16 protein-coding genes are annotated in these 16,545 nt (G+C 73.9%); 9 read left to right on the top strand and 7 right to left on the bottom strand.

What is annotated here, in order from left to right:
- Positions 1-5 precede the first annotated feature (5 nt).
- Positions 6-1,100 carry an alcohol dehydrogenase catalytic domain-containing protein gene (locus tag ACSTA4_RS16005; protein WP_444959960.1) on the top strand — a complete coding sequence of 365 codons (1,095 nt, stop codon included), beginning with the start codon at positions 6-8 and terminating at the stop codon, positions 1,098-1,100.
- Positions 1,101-1,169: 69 nt separating this feature from the next.
- Here ACSTA4_RS16005 and ACSTA4_RS16010 read toward each other — a convergent pair whose 3' ends face one another.
- Positions 1,170-2,012, bottom strand: a complete 843-nt coding sequence (locus ACSTA4_RS16010) for a hypothetical protein (RefSeq protein WP_444959961.1) — start codon at positions 2,010-2,012, stop codon at positions 1,170-1,172.
- A gap of 225 nt (positions 2,013-2,237) precedes the next feature.
- Here ACSTA4_RS16010 and ACSTA4_RS16015 point away from each other — a divergent pair, with 225 nt between their 5' ends.
- Positions 2,238-3,905: an FAD-binding dehydrogenase gene (locus ACSTA4_RS16015; RefSeq protein WP_444959962.1), complete on the top strand. Its 1,668-nt coding sequence runs from the start codon at positions 2,238-2,240 to the stop codon at positions 3,903-3,905.
- 247 nt (positions 3,906-4,152) lie between these two features.
- On the opposite strand, the gene ACSTA4_RS16020 is transcribed toward ACSTA4_RS16015, so the two are convergent.
- Together ACSTA4_RS16020 and ACSTA4_RS16025 are read right to left on the bottom strand one after the other, a co-directional pair.
- Entirely contained in the window at positions 4,153-4,395 is a 243-nt protein-coding gene (locus tag ACSTA4_RS16020) for a hypothetical protein (RefSeq protein WP_416027948.1), read from the bottom strand.
- A gap of 15 nt (positions 4,396-4,410) precedes the next feature.
- Positions 4,411-5,319, bottom strand: a complete 909-nt coding sequence (locus ACSTA4_RS16025) for an SPFH domain-containing protein (protein WP_444959963.1) — start codon at positions 5,317-5,319, stop codon at positions 4,411-4,413.
- Between the two features lie 109 nt (positions 5,320-5,428).
- Here ACSTA4_RS16025 and ACSTA4_RS16030 point away from each other — a divergent pair, with 109 nt between their 5' ends.
- Together ACSTA4_RS16030 and ACSTA4_RS16035 are read left to right on the top strand one after the other, a co-directional pair.
- Complete coding sequence (locus ACSTA4_RS16030; protein ID WP_212639687.1) at positions 5,429-5,926, top strand: PH domain-containing protein; 498 nt, start codon at positions 5,429-5,431, stop codon at positions 5,924-5,926.
- Complete coding sequence (locus ACSTA4_RS16035) at positions 5,923-7,797, top strand: PH domain-containing protein (RefSeq protein WP_444959964.1); 1,875 nt, start codon at positions 5,923-5,925, stop codon at positions 7,795-7,797. Before ACSTA4_RS16030 ends, ACSTA4_RS16035 begins: the two co-directional genes overlap by 4 nt.
- Positions 7,798-7,862: 65 nt before the next feature.
- Here ACSTA4_RS16035 and ACSTA4_RS16040 read toward each other — a convergent pair whose 3' ends face one another.
- Positions 7,863-8,222 carry an STAS domain-containing protein gene (locus ACSTA4_RS16040; RefSeq protein ID WP_274973322.1) on the bottom strand — a complete coding sequence of 120 codons (360 nt, stop codon included), beginning with the start codon at positions 8,220-8,222 and terminating at the stop codon, positions 7,863-7,865.
- A gap of 444 nt (positions 8,223-8,666) precedes the next feature.
- On the opposite strand from ACSTA4_RS16040, the gene ACSTA4_RS16045 reads away from it, so the two are divergent.
- The 3 genes from ACSTA4_RS16045 to ACSTA4_RS16055 all read left to right on the top strand — a co-directional run bounded on the left by ACSTA4_RS16045 (position 8,667) and on the right by ACSTA4_RS16055 (position 11,601).
- Positions 8,667-9,203, top strand: a complete 537-nt coding sequence (locus ACSTA4_RS16045; protein ID WP_274973323.1) for an NUDIX hydrolase family protein — start codon at positions 8,667-8,669, stop codon at positions 9,201-9,203.
- 100 nt (positions 9,204-9,303) lie between these two features.
- A complete protein-coding gene (locus tag ACSTA4_RS16050; protein WP_444959965.1) occupies positions 9,304-9,954 on the top strand; it encodes a nucleoside/nucleotide kinase family protein in 651 nt (216 codons plus the stop codon).
- A 303-nt stretch (positions 9,955-10,257) separates the two neighbouring features.
- A complete protein-coding gene (locus ACSTA4_RS16055) occupies positions 10,258-11,601 on the top strand; it encodes an MFS transporter (protein WP_416027958.1) in 1,344 nt (447 codons plus the stop codon).
- Between the two features lie 73 nt (positions 11,602-11,674).
- Here ACSTA4_RS16055 and ACSTA4_RS16060 read toward each other — a convergent pair whose 3' ends face one another.
- The gene (locus ACSTA4_RS16060) at positions 11,675-12,613 is read right to left on the bottom strand and encodes a 2-hydroxyacid dehydrogenase (RefSeq protein ID WP_444959966.1); all 939 of its coding nucleotides are present in this window, start codon (positions 12,611-12,613) and stop codon (positions 11,675-11,677) included.
- A gap of 70 nt (positions 12,614-12,683) precedes the next feature.
- The gene (locus ACSTA4_RS16065; RefSeq protein WP_444959967.1) at positions 12,684-13,670 is read right to left on the bottom strand and encodes a pyruvate carboxyltransferase; all 987 of its coding nucleotides are present in this window, start codon (positions 13,668-13,670) and stop codon (positions 12,684-12,686) included.
- A 268-nt stretch (positions 13,671-13,938) separates the two neighbouring features.
- Here ACSTA4_RS16065 and ACSTA4_RS16070 point away from each other — a divergent pair, with 268 nt between their 5' ends.
- Complete coding sequence (locus ACSTA4_RS16070) at positions 13,939-14,511, top strand: pyridoxamine 5'-phosphate oxidase family protein (protein ID WP_444959968.1); 573 nt, start codon at positions 13,939-13,941, stop codon at positions 14,509-14,511.
- Positions 14,512-14,607: 96 nt separating this feature from the next.
- Here ACSTA4_RS16070 and ACSTA4_RS16075 read toward each other — a convergent pair whose 3' ends face one another.
- On the bottom strand, positions 14,608-15,159 hold the full coding sequence (locus tag ACSTA4_RS16075) for an ArsR/SmtB family transcription factor (protein WP_444959969.1): 552 nt from the start codon (positions 15,157-15,159) through the stop codon (positions 14,608-14,610).
- A gap of 73 nt (positions 15,160-15,232) precedes the next feature.
- Between ACSTA4_RS16075 and ACSTA4_RS16080 the strand changes: the two genes are divergently transcribed.
- Complete coding sequence (locus ACSTA4_RS16080) at positions 15,233-16,531, top strand: MFS transporter (RefSeq protein ID WP_444959970.1); 1,299 nt, start codon at positions 15,233-15,235, stop codon at positions 16,529-16,531.
- Positions 16,532-16,545: the final 14 nt, after the last annotated feature.

Genomic DNA, 16,545 nt, shown 5'->3' on the forward strand with positions numbered 1-16,545 from the left:
CTCCCATGAGTACGACCGTCAGGGCCGCCGTCTTCTCCGAGCGCGGCGCCCCTCCCCGCATCCGCGACCTGGTCCTGCCCGACCCCGGCCCCGGCCAGGTGCGGGTGCGCCTGGCCGCGGCCGGGGTGTGCCACTCCGACCTGTCCCTGTCCAACGGAACCCTGGCGCAGAAGTGGCCCGCCGTGCTGGGCCACGAGGGAGCAGGGACCGTCGACGCCGTCGGCGAGGGCGTCACGGAGGTGGTCCCCGGCCAGCAGGTGATCCTGAACTGGGCCCCCTCCTGCCGCGAGTGCTGGTTCTGCCGCCAGGGCGAGCCGCACCTGTGCGAGCACGCGCTGGACCGCACCGCGCAGCCCTACGCCGAGCTCGACGACGGCACGCCCGTCTACCCCGGCCTGGGGTGCGGCGCGTTCGCCGAGGCCACCGTGGTGCCCGTCTCCGCCGTCGTGCCGCTGCCCGACGGGATCGACCCGGCGGTGGCCGCCGTGCTGGGCTGCGCGGTGCTCACCGGCTGGGGCGCGGTCAACAACTCCGCGGGCGTGCGCGAGGGCCAGTCCGCCGTGGTGCTGGGCCTGGGCGGGGTGGGACTGTCGGTGCTCCAGGCCGCGCGCCTGGCCGGGGCCGACCCGGTGATCGCGGTGGACGTCTCCCCCGCCAAGGAGGAGCTGGCCCGCTCACTGGGCGCCACCGAGTTCCTGCTCGCCGACGAGACCCTGGTCAGGGCCGTGCGCGCGCTGACGGGCAGGCGCGGCGCCGACCACGCCTTCGAGGTGGTGGGGTCGGCGAAGGCGGTGCGCTCGGCCTGGGACGTGACCCGGCGCGGCGGCACGGTCACGGTGGTGGGCGTGGGCAGGGTGGACGACGAGGTGTCCTTCAACGCGCTGGAGCTGTTCCACCAGGCGCGCACGCTGCGCGGGTGCGTGTACGGCTCCAGCGACCCGGCGCGCGACGTCCCGCTCATCGCCGAGCGGGTGCGGTCGGGGGAGCTGAAGCTGGCGGCCATGGTCACCGACGAGATTCCGCTCGAAGGCGTGCCCGAGGCCTTCGAGCGCATGGCCCGGGGCCGGGGAGGCCGGTCGCTGGTGCGCTTCGGGGTCTGAACCCGGCGGGCTCCGGCGGCGCCGCGCGAAGGTGGCGGCGCCGGAGCCCGTGGTGTGCGTCCGTGCGGTTCAGCGCCCGGGCCGCCGGACGGGGTTGCCGTCGGCGTCGAGCATGGTGACCTCCATGGGCGCCGTCTGGGAGATCTGGAGGCGCTGCTGGCGCAGCGAGCGGCCGTAGGCGTAGGCGAGGACGCACCAGAAGACCACGGGCACGAACAGGGACCCGGCGGACAGGAAGGCGTGGCACAGCGCCATCAGCGCCCCGTACGCGGTCAGGACCAGCGTCTGCTGGTACCCGTTCCCCCACTGCTGCCCTCCCAGCAGCAGCGCGACGGCGGCGACCGCCGCCAGGGGGCCGACGAACACCGTGACCAGCGGGTAGACGACCACGAAGAGCGCGACCGTGGTGGCCAGGCCGCCCAGGGCGAAGGACCAGGGCATCGAGCGCCACTCGGCGTCGGTGAGGTCGGGCAGGTGGACCCGCTGTCCGGGAGGGGTCTGCCCGCGGACACCGTCGCGGTGCCTCTGTACCAACAGGGCCGCCACGAACAGTGCGATCCACACCAGGACCGCGGCCGTCCCGGCCCAGGCGACGGGGTCGTCCGCCAGGACCGGGGGCGCCTCGGGGTCGTACCCGTGCAACCGGGGCGGGACGAGTCCGATGTCGGCCGGGGTGAGGACCCGCGCGGACCCGACGAACACCACGGCCAGGAGGACCTCGGCCATGGACACCCACACCGTGACGCGTTGGAGGCGCGTCAGGGGCGAGGGGCGGCCGGGTTCGGCGGGTTCTCCCAGGTGGCGGGTCAGGGGCCAGAGGAGCAGGGGCTGGGCGAGGAGGAAGAGCAGGGTGGCGAGCCCGACGAGGGTGGCGAGCCAGCCGGGGTCGAGGGTCGGGGGATGGAAGTACACGCGGAGTCCTTCGTCTTGAACACGGTGTGACCAGCGCGAACGGGACCAGAGGGAACCCGGGGCGCGCGGGTCGCACGATTGTGGCCGAGCCGGGAGGGTTTGTCACCTCCTGACAAATCCTGTGGCGCACGACACACGTCGCCCTTGCCGTGCCGCCGCGGCGGCGGCACAGTCGTCACCAACGCGCACGCCGTGCCCGGGCACGGCCGACCGGAGGGGAACAGCATGGGTGGTAGCGGAGACGACCGCGCCGACGTCATCGTCGTCGGCGCCGGGCTGGCGGGCCTGACCGCGGCGGCCGAGCTCGCCGACGCGGGCAGGCGCGTGCTCCTGCTGGACCAGGAGCCCGAGCAGTCCCTGGGCGGGCAGGCGTTCTGGTCCTTCGGCGGGCTGTTCCTCGTGGACTCCCCCGAGCAGCGGCGCATGGGCATCAGGGACTCCGCCGAGCTGGCCATGCAGGACTGGACGGGCACCGCGGGGTTCGACCGGCCCGAGGACGCCTGGCCCCGCCGGTGGGCCGAGGCCTACGTGGACTTCGCCGCCGGGGAGAAGCGCTCCTGGCTCCACCGGCAGGGGATACGGTTCTTCCCCCTCGTGGGCTGGGCCGAGCGCGGCGGCTACCTGGCCGACGGCCACGGCAACTCCGTGCCCCGGTTCCACATCACCTGGGGCACCGGCCCGGGCGTGGTCGCGCCGTTCGAGCGGCGGGTGCGCGCGGCGGCCGAGCGCGGCCTGGTCTCGCTGCGCTTCCGCCACCGGGTGGACGAGCTGGTGGTCACGGGCGGGACGGTCACCGGCGTGCGCGGCGCGGTCCTGACCCCCAGCGACGTCAGACGGGGCGAGGCCAGCGGACGCGAGGCGGTGGGCGACTTCGAGTTCTCCGCCCAGGCGGTGATCGTCACCTCCGGCGGGATCGGCGGCGACCACGACCTGGTGCGCCGCAACTGGCCCGAGCGCCTGGGCACCCCGCCGCGGCACATGCTCTCGGGGGTGCCCGAGCACGTGGACGGGCGCATGCTGGCCATCACCGAGCGGGCGGGCGGGCGGATCGTCAACCCCGACCGCATGTGGCACTACACCGAGGGCATCCAGAACTGGGACCCCGTCTGGGCCCGGCACGGCATCCGCATCCTGCCGGGGCCCTCCTCGCTGTGGCTGGACGCGACCGGCAAACGGCTGCCCGCGCCCTACTTCCCCGGGTTCGACACCCTGGGGACCCTGGAGCACATCATGCGCAGCGGCCACGAGTACACGTGGTTCGTGCTCTCGCAGAGGATCATCGAGAAGGAGTTCGCCCTGTCGGGGTCGGAGCAGAACCCCGACCTGACCGGGAAGGACCTCGGGCTCGTCCTCAAGCGGGTGCTGCCGGGCGCGCCGGGGCCGGTGGAGGCCTTCAAGCGCAACGGCGCGGACTTCGCCGTGGCCGACCGGCTGCCCGAGCTGATCCGGCGGATGGAGGAGATCGCGGGCGACGGCGTGCTCGACGCCGACACCGTCACCCGCGAGGTGGTGGCCCGCGACCGGGAGATGGTCAACACCTTCACCAAGGACCTCCAGGTGACGGCGATCCACGGGGCGCGCAACTACCGGGGCGACCGCCTGGCCAGGGTGGCGTCCCCGCACCAGATCCTGGACCCCAAGGCGGGCCCGCTGATCGCGGTGCGCCTGCACGTGCTCACCCGCAAGTCCCTGGGCGGCCTGCACACCGACCTGGACGCCCGCGTGCTGCGCGCGGACGGCACGCCGCTGCCGGGGGTGTACGCCGCGGGCGAGGTCGCGGGGTTCGGCGGCGGCGGGGTGCACGGCTACCGGGCGTTGGAGGGCACCTTCCTGGGCGGCTGCCTGTTCTCGGGCCGCACGGCCGGTCGGGCCGCCGCGGCGGCGCTGGGCTAGGCAGTGTTTTTTGGACCTCCGCTCCGCTTCGGTCCGTGTTCGGGCGCCCGGAGAACGGGAACCTTCGGCGCCTACGACGGGTTCGCTCGTTCCTCACGAACCCGCCTCCGCCACCTCCAGAACCCCGTGGGCGCCCGAACCAACCCCCACAAGCTGAGGCCGGTTCGAAAACGGACCCTAGAGCGTCCCTATCCCGGGCGGGGTCGGCTTCGTCCCCCGCCCGGGTCCCGCGGCTCCGGCGGCGCCGTCACTTCCCCGGTCCCTCGTCCTCCTGCTCGGGCTCCGGCCGCTCCGGCTCGGGTCTGCGCGGTCGGCCGCGGCGGGGGATGGCCCCCGCCTCCTTGGGCATCCGCCCCGCGTCGTCCAGCGCGCGGCGCAGCAGGAACTCGATCTGGGCGTTGGTGCTGCGCAGCTCCTGCCCGGCCCACCGCGCGAGCGCGTCGTGGACGGCGGGGTCGAGCCGCAGCAGCACCTTCTTGCGCTCGGGCACTGCCACCTCACGCGGTCACTGGTACAGGGTTCCGGCGTTGACGACGGGGCTGGCGGGGCGGTCGGAGCACAGCACCACGAGCAGGTTGCTGACCATGGCGGCCTTGCGCTCCTCGTCCAGTTCCACCACGCCCTCCTCCGACAGGCGGGCGAGAGCGCGGTCGACCATGCCCACGGCGCCCTCGACGATCTCCTGGCGGGCGGCGATCAGCGCGCTGGCCTGCTGGCGCTGGAGCATGGCCTGGGCGACCTCGGAGGCGTAGGCCAGGTGGGTGAAGCGCGTCTCCACGATCCGCACGCCCGCCGCCTCGACCCGCTCGCCGACCTCCCGGGACAGCTGCTCGGTGATGAGGTCGGCGCTGCCGCGCAGGGAGCGGCTGGTGTCGGTGTCGTAGGAGTCGTAGGGGTAGTTGCCCGCGATGTGTCGCACGGCGGCCTCGGTCTGGATGGAGACGAACTCCACGAAGTCGTCCACCTCGAAGGAGGCCCGGGCGGTGTCCTCCACCTGCCAGACGATGACGGCGGCGATCTCGATGGGGCTGCCGGAGGCGTCGTTGACCTTCATCACGGAGGTCTCGTGGTTGCGGATGCGGGTGGAGACGCCCTTGCGGACGGTGAAGGGGTTGACCCAGCGCAGGCCGTCGGTGCGGACGCTGCCGACGTAGCGGCCGAAGAGCTGGACGACCTTGGCCTCGTTGGGCGCGACCATCTCCAGCCCGATGAAGAACAGGAAGCCGACCACGGCGAGGACAACGCCGACGGCCACCAGGGGCACGGGCAGTCCGACGATGGGCGACAGCGCGACGGCGACGCCGAGGAGGAAGAGCAGGACGCTGACCACCGCCATCACCATGCCGTTGATGCTGGCGGCGGGGTGTTCTCGGTACTGGGGAGCAGGAGCGGGGGCCTGGCCGGTAGCGGTCATCTGAGGTTTCCGTTCTCTTCTGGGTGATGACGCGAGCATAGCATTGTGATATCACTTTTAAAAGACACCCGGCCCGCCAGGGCCCCGAACCGAAGGAGGCGTGGACGCGATGAGCGCCGACACCCCCCGCCTGCGCCCGCCCCGCCACCGGGTGGACGGACGTGCCGTCCGCTGGTGGACGACCCGGTCCCTGACCGTGACGGTCCTCCTCACCGCCGTCCCCGTGGTGCCCGCGATCATCTGGGAGCCGCCGCGCGCCTGGTTCCTGGCCGCCGCCGCGGTGATCGGCGGGATCGGGCTGCTGATCACCGTGGTCATGCCGCGGTGGCGCTACCGCGTCCACCGCTGGGAGGTCACCGACACGGCCGTCTACACCTCCAGCGGCTGGCTCTGGCAGGAGTGGCGTGTGGCCCCGATGTCGCGCATCCAGACCGTGGACACCGCGCGCGGCCCCCTCCAGCGGGCGTTCGGGCTCTCCAGCGTCACCGTGACCACCGCCTCCGCCGCGGGCCCGATCGAGATCACCGGCTTGGACCACGAACTGGCCACGCGCGTGGCCGACCAGCTCACCGACACCACCCAGGCGACCCCGGGGGACGCGACATGAGCGACGGACACCGACCCGGCCCCGAGGAGTTCCCCCCGGCGCCCGGACAGAGCGGACCGCCCGCCCCGCGTGCGGAGGGCGTCCCCGCCGGACCGGCCGGCACCGACCCGGGCCCCGTCCCGGCGGATGCCGGGCCCCAGGCGGCTCCCGCACAGGGAACCTCCCCCGTCGGGGAGACCCCCGTCACCGACTGGCAGCGGCTGCACCCGCTCAGCGTGTGGGCGAGCGCCGTCGTCGTCGGGCTGTTCCTCGTCCCGAGCGCGATCGTGGCCAGCATCGTGCTGGTGGTGGCCGGACAGCCCCTGTGGGCCCTGCTCCCGGTCCCCGCCGCGCTGGCGTTCGTGGCGCTCATGACCTACATCGACCTGCTGCGCCTGCGCGCGACCCGCTACCGGGTCACCGACGAGCGCATGGAGATGCGCTCGGGCGTCGTCGCCAAGTCCTACCGGTCCATCCCGCGCGAGCGCGTGCGCAGCGTCGACGTGGCGGCGCCGATCTACGTGCGGATCTTCGGACTGTGCTCGGTCACGGTCGGCACCGGCGAGAAGGTCGGGGCCGGGGCCGACCAGCTCCAGCTGCTCTACGTCACCGCGGGGCAGGGCGAGTGGCTGCGCCGCGACCTGCTGCGCCGGGGCGCGCCCGCCGCCGGCGCCGTGTCCGGTGTCGGGGAGGCCGCCGAGGACGGCGCGGGCGAGGAGGGCGAGACCGAACTGGCCCGCCTCGACCGCCGCTGGTTCGCCTACGCCCCCGCGACCACCGCGACCCTGGGCGTGGGACTGGGCGCCATCGCCGGTCTGCTGGGCCTGAACGCCCAGACCGGCGGCGTGGGGTGGGACTGGCTCTCCGAGCAGGCCGGCCTGCCCAGCGTGGAGGAGATGTCCTCGTTCGTGATGGGGCAGATCCTGATCGTGGTGCCCCTGACGCTGCTGGGTCTGCTGGTGTCCGGTGTGGTGGTCCTGACCGCCGTGGCCGTGGAGACCTGGTGGAACTACCGCCTCACCCGGGAGGCCGACGGGACCGTGCGGCTGCGCCGGGGCCTGCTGACCAGCGTGTCGCTGTCGGTGGAGGGGCGCCGCCTCAACGGGATCACGCTGCACGAGCCGTACGTGCTGCGGCTGTCGGGTGGAGCGGACGTGCGCGCGGTGGCCACCGGGCTGGCCGCGGCCGACGACCAGAAGACCAGCGCCAAGAGCCGCCTGTCCCCGGGCATGCCGCGGGAGCGGGCCAGGAAGCTGGCCGCCGACCTGATGGGCACGCCGGACTCGCCCCTGGACGTGGCGCTGGCCGTGCACCCCCGGACCGCGCTGCGCCGCCGCTTCACCCGGGCCGCCGTGGTCACCGTGCTGGGCGCGGTGCTCTCCGGGGCGCTGGCCTGGCTGCACACGCTGATCGCCGAGGCCTGGTGGGACGTGGTGCACGAGGTGGAGCGCGAGATCATCCCGGTGCCGCTGGCCACGAGCACGGTGGAGGTCACGCCGAGCTGGGCGTGGGCGGTGCTGGCGGTGGCGATCGCGGCGGCGGCGTTCTGGTACGCCGTGGGCTCCTACCGGGGCCTGGGACACGGGCTGCACCCGCGCTACCTGGTGGTGCGCAAGGGGATGGCGGTGCGCGACACGGTGACCCTGGAGCGGTCGGCGGTGATCGGCTGGCGCATCAACCGCTCGCCGTTCCAGCGCAGGCTGGGCCTGGCCGACGTGGCCGCCACGACGGCGGCGGGGCAGGGGATGTACGCGGCCAGGGACGTGGGGCTGGGCCAGGGCCTGGCCTGGGCGGACGAGGCCGTCCCCGAACTGCTGGCGCCCTTCCTGGTGCGCGACGGGCAGGAGGACGGGGTCGGGCGGGACGCCGACGGCGGGGCGCCCCGGCCCTGAAGCGGGGGTCTCGTGCGGGCCGCGGTCCCGGCCCCTCCCCCTCGCGGGGCGGGGCCGGGACCCGGTCACGGGAGTTCGGGCACCGTGTTGCGGATCGGGTCGCCGTCCACCCGCAGGCCGCTGGTGTGCGTGAGCGCCATCTCCAGGAGCGGGTAGATCTCGAACACGCGCCCCATGCCCAGCGCCTCCAGCACGCGCGCGGCGATGGGCGCGGGCTCGGCCAGGACCACGTGCCGCCCCTCGCGGGTGAGGCTCTTGTAGACCGCGACCAGGGCGCTGACACCGCTCGCGTCGAAGAAGTCGAGCCCGGACATGTCCACCACCAGGCAGTCGCAGCGCGAGGCGTGCGCGGCCTGGAGCAGCCGATCGCGCAGGCGGTCGGCGGTGGCAAGGTCAACCTCGCCGTGGACGGGCACCACCGTCACACCCGTACAGGGGAAACGCTCCTGGGCAGAGAACCGGGCATTCCTCGCCACGCGGGCCACCTCTCACCGGACGTAACCTTTCCACTACGCAACCGCGTACGAGATCGTAACCTCTGTAGAGAGACCGTGGGGGCTTTTCGTGAGAAAAACCCGCGAAATCTCGCCGATGTGGCTGTGGGGACAGTCCCGTGTCACCCCGTCCGGCGGGTGGCGGGACGTGCCGCGCGCGACCGCGGTTCGGACCCCTCACTTCTCCTCTCGGACACTCCGGGCGCGCCCCCGCGCGTGGCCTTCCGCGCCCGAGTGCGGTAGAAGCGGTAGAGGTGGCACCCCCGCGTGCCCGCGCCCACGGGCCGGGTCCGGGGCCGACCCCAGGGACAGCCCACGAGAAGGGAGGGAGCGGCGGGCCCAGGCCGACGGCCACAGCGCTCCGCCGCGCACCCGATGACCGAAACCGCCGACACCCAGCCCGGCTGGTTCTCCCCCGAGGAGCTGGAGAGCATCCGCGGCCGCATGCCCGTCCTCTACGTCCAGGCGGTTCCCGTACGGGTGGACGAGGTGGGCCAGGTGACCCATGTCGGCCTGCTCATGCGGGCCGCACCCGACGGCAGCTTCCACCGCTCGGTGGTCTCGGGCCGCGTGCTCTACCACGAGCGGATCCGCGACGCCCTCCTGCGCCACCTGGAGAAGGACCTGGGCCCGGTGGCCCTGCCTCGCGTCCCCGTCTCACCGCAGCCGTTCACGGTGGCCGAGTACTTCCCCACGCCGGGGGTCACCCCGTTCCACGACGCCCGCCAGCACGCGGTGGCCATGGCCTACATCGTCCCGGTCTCGGGCGACTGCCAGCCCCGTCAGGACGCCCTGGACCTGGTGTGGTTCACCCCGGAGGAGGCGGCCGGCGCGCACCTGCGCGAGGAGATGACGGGCGGCCAGGACGTGCTGCTGCGCCAGGCGCTGGCCCACGTGGGCCACGTCCCCTGACCGGGCCCCCGCGCCCGCCGGGTCCGCCCCGGCGGGCCCGGCGGGGCGGACCCGGGCACCGCCCCGGCGCGGGGCGCCCCGGGGTGCGTAGGCTCGTGCCATGTCCGAACCGCTCGTCGCCGACGCCCTCGCCCTGGCCGCCGCCACCGGCCCGCACCGCCGCCGCGTGCTCGGCCTGGTCGGCGCCCCCGCCGCGGGCAAGTCCACGCTCGCCCGTCACCTGGTGGCCGGGGTCGACGCCGCGCTGGGCCCGGGCACGGCCGGGTACCTGCCCATGGACGGCTTCCACCTGTCCAACGCCCAGCTCGACCGGTTGGGGCGGCGCGACCGCAAGGGCGCGCCGGACACCTTCGACGCGCACGGGTACGCGGCCCTGGTGCGCCGCCTGCTCGCCGAGACCGACCACCCCGTCTACGTGCCCGACTACGACCGCGTGCTGCACGAACCCGTCGCCGCGCGACACGTCATCGAGCCGCACACACGGCTGGTGGTGACCGAGGGCAACTACCTGGCGGGCGACGAGGAGCCCTGGGCCGGGCTGCGCGGGCTGTTCGCGCAGCTGTGGTACGTGGAGGCCGACGACGACCTACGCGAGCGCAGGCTGCACCGGCGCCAGCTCGCGGGCGGGGCGACCGAGGAGGCCGCACGGGAGTGGGTGGAGCGCAGCGACCGCCCCAACGGGGAGCTGGTCAAGCGCTTCCGGGACAACTGCACGCGGGTGGTGCGCCCGGGCCCCCTTCCCGAGGACTGAGACCCGCCCGCGCGCCGTCCCGCGCACGGCCCCGCACCGCCGCCCCCGCCCCTGAACCCGCGCCCGGCCCGCCGGTCGCGGTGTGCGGATCGCCACCGCCACCGCCCGCGGCCGGGCCCGGGTGCGCGGGGCCCGGGGAGGCGGAGGCCCGTGTGCGCGCGGGATCCGGGCTCCCCGACCCGGGGAAAACCCCAGAAGGACACAGAGGTCACATATGTCCACATAGTGAGACAAATGTTTCATACAGTGGCGAGCGGAGCTAGCATCCAGCCATCCGCACCCACTGACCTGGAAAGAAGTCCCATGACGGACGTCGCCCCACGCGCACCAGAAGAGGCCGAGCCACCGGCCAATCCCAAGAGGAAGGTCCTCACGGCCAGCCTCGTGGGGACGTCCATCGAGTTCTACGACTTCTACATCTACGCGACGGCCGCGGTCCTGGTCTTCCCCGCGCTGTTCTTCCCCGAGGGCGACATGCTGGCGGCGCGGCTGCAGTCGCTGGCCACCTTCGCCATCGCCTTCGTCGCCCGCCCCATCGGCTCCTGGGTGTTCGGCCACTTCGGCGACCGCGTCGGGCGCAAGGCCACCCTGGTGGCGTCCCTGCTGACCATGGGCATCGCCACCGTCGGCATCGGCGTGCTGCCCACCTACGCGCAGGTGGGCGTCCTGGCCCCGCTGCTGCTGGCGGTGTGCCGCTTCGGCCAGGGCCTGGGACTGGGCGGGGAGTGGGGCGGCGCGGCCCTGCTGGCCACCGAGAACGCCCCTCCCGGCAAGCGCGGCTTCTACGGCTCGTTCCCGCAGCTGGGCGCGCCGATCGGGTTCTTCCTCGCCAACGGCGTGTTCCTGGCCCTGAGCCAGTTCATGAGCGACGAGACCTTCCTGGCCTGGGGCTGGCGCGTGCCGTTCCTGCTCTCGACCCTGCTGATCGTGATCGGCCTGTGGGTCCGCCTGACCCTGCACGAGACCCCGGCCTTCGCCAAGATCGTCGCCTCGGGCGAGCGGGTCAAGTCGCCGATGGCGGAGGTGTTCCGCACCAACTGGCCCGCCGTGGTGCTGGGCACGCTGATCATGCTCGCCACCTACGTGCTGTTCTACCTGATGACCGTGTTCTCCCTGGGCTTCGGCACCGACCCGGTGGCGGGCCTGGGCTACGACCGGTCGCAGTTCCTGGTGTTCCTGCTGGTGGGCGTGGTGTTCTTCGGGGTGTTCACCCCCGTCGCGGGCCTGCTCGCCGACCGGTTCGGCCGCAAGCCGGTCCTGGTCTGGGTCACCGTCGCGATCATCGTCTTCGGCTTCGCCATGGGCCCGCTGATGGGCGGCGGCGGCACGGTCGGCGTGCTGGCCTTCCTCATCGTGGGGCTGAGCCTGATGGGCCTGACCTTCGGCCCGATGGCCTCGGTGCTGCCGGAGCTGTTCCCGACCAAGGTGCGCTACACCGGCGCCTCGGTAGCCTACAACCTGGCGGGCCTGCTGGGCGCCTCGTTCGCCCCCTACATCGCGACGTGGCTGGCGGGCACCCTGGGACTGAACTGGGTCGGCGGCTACCTGGTCCTGGTCGGCGTGATCACCCTGGTGGCGCTGCTGATCAGCCGTGAGACGCGCGACGACTCCCTGGACGACACCCCGGTGCGGGTGACCGGCCGCTAGGGGGTCCGTCCCCCCGGGGGACGGGCCGGGCGAGCACATGCCGCCCGGTCCGTCCCCGTCCCCGTCCGCGTCCTCACACGATCCGGTGCGGCAGCTCCCGGCCTTCGACGAAGGCCGCCACCGCGGCCGCCCACACCCCTCGGCGCCGTTCCTGGCACTCGCGGGTGTTGGCGGCGAACCGGGAGCTGAGCACCAGGTTGTCCAGCGGCGGGTAGGGGTTGCGCTCGCCGACCAGGTCCAGCCCCGCGCCGCGCAGGCGCCCCGCGCGCAGCGCCTCCGTCAGCGCCCCGGAATCGATGACCTCGTTGGGCGAGATGCTCACCAGGACCGCCGAGGGCCTCATCAGGGCGAGTTCGGCCGCGCCCAGCAGGCCGTGGGTCGCGGTGTCCAGCGGCAGGGTGAGGAAGACCGCGTCGGACACCGCCAGGAGCTCGTCCAGCTCCACCTGGACCGAGCCCTCGGCCCGGCGCGGACTGCGGTTGGCGTGGACGGTCTCCATGCCCAGGCCGCGCACCATGCGCGCCACCCCCGCGCCGATGCCGCCCATGCCGACGATCCCCGCGGTGCCGCCCGCGAGTTCCATGCCCTGCTCCCCAGCACACAGCAGGTCGCCCGACCGGACACGGGCGTGGACGGGCACGATCCTCTTGGCCACGGCCATCATCAGCGCGACGGCGTGCTCGGCCACCGCGGGGCCGGTGTACCCGGCGGTGTTGCACACGGCCACGCTGCGCTCGCGGCAGTACTCCAGGTCCACGTACTCCACGGCCGTGGTGGTGGCCACCACCAGCTCCAGGTCGGGCAGCAGGCGCAGGTTCCGCGCGCCCAAGTCGGCGTAGGTGGTGACCAGGACCCGCGTGTCCGGGCGGCGCCGGAACTCCTCGGCCGGGTCCAGGCCGCCGTCGGCGGTCTGGACCCAGTGCGCCTCCAGCGCGTCGGACAAGTGGTCCAGCGTGTCGGTGGGAAGGGGGTGTCGGTCGTTGAGCACGAGACAGCGGACGGGCCGGGTCAAACCGTTCCTCCAGGGGGTGGTGGGGTGCGCGGCCGCGGCCCGGACCCGGGCGCCGCCGCCGACAGGGTGTTCAGGGCCGGGGAGCCGACGCATCGCCCAGGACCTCCCCGACCTCCTTGTAGCGTTTCCAGGCCAGGCCGCGCAGGAACTCCCCGGCCCCCTCGCCGTGGGCCTCCCAGACGTCGGGAGCCCACTCCTGTTCCAGGTTGCGCCAGCCGGTCAGGGGATACAGGTGCTGGAAGGTCGGCGGCGGGGGCATCTCCGCCGCCACGCGCTCGGCCAGGGAGGCCAGGCGCGGGCGGTCCACCTCCCCGACCAGGGCCAGGGCCTCGGCCAGGTCGGTGTTGCCGCCGCCCAGGCCGTACCCGTGGAGGGAGCCGTCCACGAGGTCGAAGCCCGCCTCCAGCGCGATCCGGGAGTTGGCGACGGCGTGGCCGAGGTTGTCGTGGCCGTGGAAGCCCGCCAGGCCGGGCCAGGCGGCCCGCACCCCGGTGAAGAGCTCGGCGGCGTGCTCGGGCAGCAGCGCGCCGCGCGAGTCGGCCAGGTAGAGCCAGTCGGCGACGCCCGCCCGTGCGATGCGCTCGGCCGCCTCGGCCAGTTCCCCGGGTTCGTAGGCGGTGACGCTGATGAGGTTGAGGGAGCAGGTGACGCCGGTGGCGCGCACCGCCTCCGCCGCGGCGAGCACGTGGTCCAGCCTCTCCAGGAGGCAGGTCAGGCGGACCACGTCGAGCACCTCGGCGCGGGGCCGCAGCAGGGCGGCGACCTCGTCCGGGCTCCTGCCGTTCACACCGAGCATGGCGACGACGCGGGCCGGTCCGGCGTCCTCGCCGACCTGGCGCAGCAGTTCGGGCGTGCACCGGAGCGTGGGTTCGCGCCCGGGGTCGTCGCTGATGTAGCCGACCTCCACGTAGGGCACGCCCACCTCGCCGAGGACCTTGGTGTGCTCGCGCACGGTGGCGTCGGTGAAGCGCCAGTCGTTGAGGTAGCCACCGTCGCGCAGGGTGACGTCCAGGATCCTGGGTCGCCGGGGTTCGGCGTCGGTGTGTCGAGCGGGCACGTCATGCCTCCTGACAGGCGCCGGGCATTCACCCTAAGTAAGTTGACCGCTACCCAAGGGAATCAAACATCCCACTCGGCCCGGGAAAGCGCCTGGCCGCCGGCTCCGGCCCCGGAGGGGCCGATCGGCTGTTTGCGCTGGTCGCTCCGGGGGGTAGTCGGGGAGCGGGGACCTTCGCCGACGTCGCGTGGGCCGCGCTCCCGGGCCCGCGAACCGCGCCGACGGTGGAGGAAGGACACGGGGGCACTCTTCTCGGGGGGAGCTGGCGATGGCTGGATCAGAGGGCGCCGACCGGATGAGACCGCCGCCGGTGTCGGTCACGGGGCCGGTCGCGCCGCCGGAGCAGCGGGGGGCGTCCGACGAGTACGCGGGGACCGACCGCCTCGCCGACGAGCAGGAGCTGCTGGAGGGCGCCGACATCATCGAGGGCGACGACGGGGCCAGCTTCACCGTCCTGGAGCGCCAGACCTGCTTCAACCTGCTGGCCACGCGCGACATCGGACGCGTGGCCTTCACGATCGAGGGGGACGCGGCGCCCACGGTGCTGCCGGTGAACTACACGATGGTCGACGGCGGCATCGTGTTCCGCTCCACGCTGGCCGGGGCCATCATGCGCCACGCGCGCGGACACGCCGCCTTCCAGGTGGACAGCCTCGACGAGGAGCGCCGCGAGGGGTGGAGCGTGCTGGCCGGCGGACCGTGCGCGTGGATCCGCGACGCGTCCGAGCTGGCACGCCTGCCGCAGGGCGGCCTGCCCCGGCCCTGGGCCGAGGGGGCGCGCGACCAGGTCCTGAGGATCACGCCCGGCAGGCTGAGCGGACGGCAGATCCACCGGCGCTGACCCGGCGGCCCTGCCCGGAGGGGTTCGGGGCCGCCACAGGACCCGACGGGCGCCGGGCCGGGCCCGGAACCCGCCGCCGCGCTGACCCGGCGGCGGTCAGTCGACGGGACGGTGCAGCAGGAACGCCCCGGCGTAGACGGGCCGGTCCGCGCGCTGGCCGTCGGTGGCCACGTACTCGTCCAGGACGGCGACGATGCGGCGGTCCAGCTCCGCCACCTCCTCGTCCGACAGGTGCAGCACGAAGCGCGAGTAGGTGCGCACCGACTCCGGTCCGGCCTCGCGCAGCTCCTGCTGGAAGGCCTCCACCGGCGCGACGGCGGAACCGGCGTCGGTGTCCAGAAGGGGGCCGTCCAGCCACCAGGTCTCCCCGGTGGCGCGGTAGGGCTTCTCCAGCGCGCCGCTGGCCCCGGTGCGCACCGGCGCGGGCAGCAGCAGGCCCGCGTCCACGAGCTGGCGGACGTGGTAGAGGACCGTGCCCGGAGTGACCTCCAGACGGTCGGCCAACTCCTTGTTGGTGAGCTCCCGGGTCAGGCAGAGCCGCAGGATGCGCACCCGCAGCGGGTGGGCCAGGGCCTTGGCCTCCTGGACCGTGGCCGGTCGTCGCGTGCGCGGGCGGCGGGCGGTCCCGCTCTGTTCCGGTTCTCCCATGTCCCGAGGGTAACAACGGTTGATTTACGGCAATCGATTGAGTTTTATCAATCGATCTGCCATTCTCGACCGCATGACGGATACCAGCCCCCCGCACACCCCTCCACCTCCGCCGCCGCGCCCGCGCCCCGCACCGCTGGGCGCCGCCTTCTGGAACCTGTGGACCTCCTCCGCCCTGTCCAACCTCGCCGACGGCGTACTGAAGACGGCGCTGCCGCTGGTGGCGCTGCGCTTCACCGACTCCCCCGCCCTCATCGCCGGGGTGACGTTCGCGCTGACCCTCCCGTGGCTGTTCTTCTCGCTCCCGGCGGGCGCCCTGGCCGACCGGCTCGACCGGCGCCGGACGATGCTCGGCGCCAACCTCGCCCGGGCGCTGCTGCTCGGCGTCCTGGCGCTGTCCCTGGCCCTGGACCTGGGCTCGGTCTGGCTGCTGTACGCGGTGGCGCTGTGCGTCGGGGTCACCGAGACCCTCTACGACACCTCGGCCCAGTCGATCCTGCCCCAGGTGGTCGGCCGCGACCGGCTCCCCCGGGCCAACGGGCGGCTGCACGCCGCCGAGCTGACCGCGAACCAGTTCCTCGGGCCTCCACTCGGCGGCCTGCTGGCGGCGGTGGGCGCGGCGGCCGCCTTCACCGCCCCGGCGTCGCTGTGGCTGGTCGCGGTGGGCGCGCTGCTGCTGGTGCGCGGCCGGTTCCGGACCGGGCGGGCCGCGCCCGCAACCCTGCGCGCCGACATCGCCAAGGGACTGCGCTTCCTGTGGCGCGACCGGATCCTGCGCTCGTTCGCGGCGATGGTGGGAGTCAGCAACTTCGCCAGCAACGCGGCCTTCACCGTCTTCGTGCTCTTCGCGGTGGGCCCCGGCTCACCCATGGGCCTGTCCGAACCCGCCTACGGCCTGCTCATGACCGCCGTCGCCGCCGGCAGCGTGATCGGCGCCCTGGGCGCCGGGCGGATCGAGCGGCTGGTGGGACGCACCCGGGCGCTGCGGGCCTGCGTGCTGACCTTCGCCGTGCTCGTGGGCCTGCCCGCGCTGACCGCCGACCCCGTCCTGGTCGCGGCGGGCTTCTTCGCGGGCGGGCTGGGGATCGCGGTGTGGAACGTGGTCACGGTGTCGCTGCGCCAGCGGATCACCCCCGATCCCCTGCTCGGCCGGGTGAACAGCGCCTACCGGCTGCTGGCCTGGGGCACCATGCCGCTGGGCGCCGCCGCGGGCGGCCTCCTCGCGGAGTTCCTCGGACTGACCTGGGTGTTCGCGACCATGGGCCTACTGTCTCTGGGCCTGCTCATCGGACTGGCCCGGTTGGACGACGCGTCCCTGGCCGCCGCGGAGCAGCGGGCCGACGAGGGCCGGGAAGCCCTCGGGGACCGGTGAAAACCGGTGGACTC

The organism is Nocardiopsis sp. M1B1 (assembly GCF_052466615.1).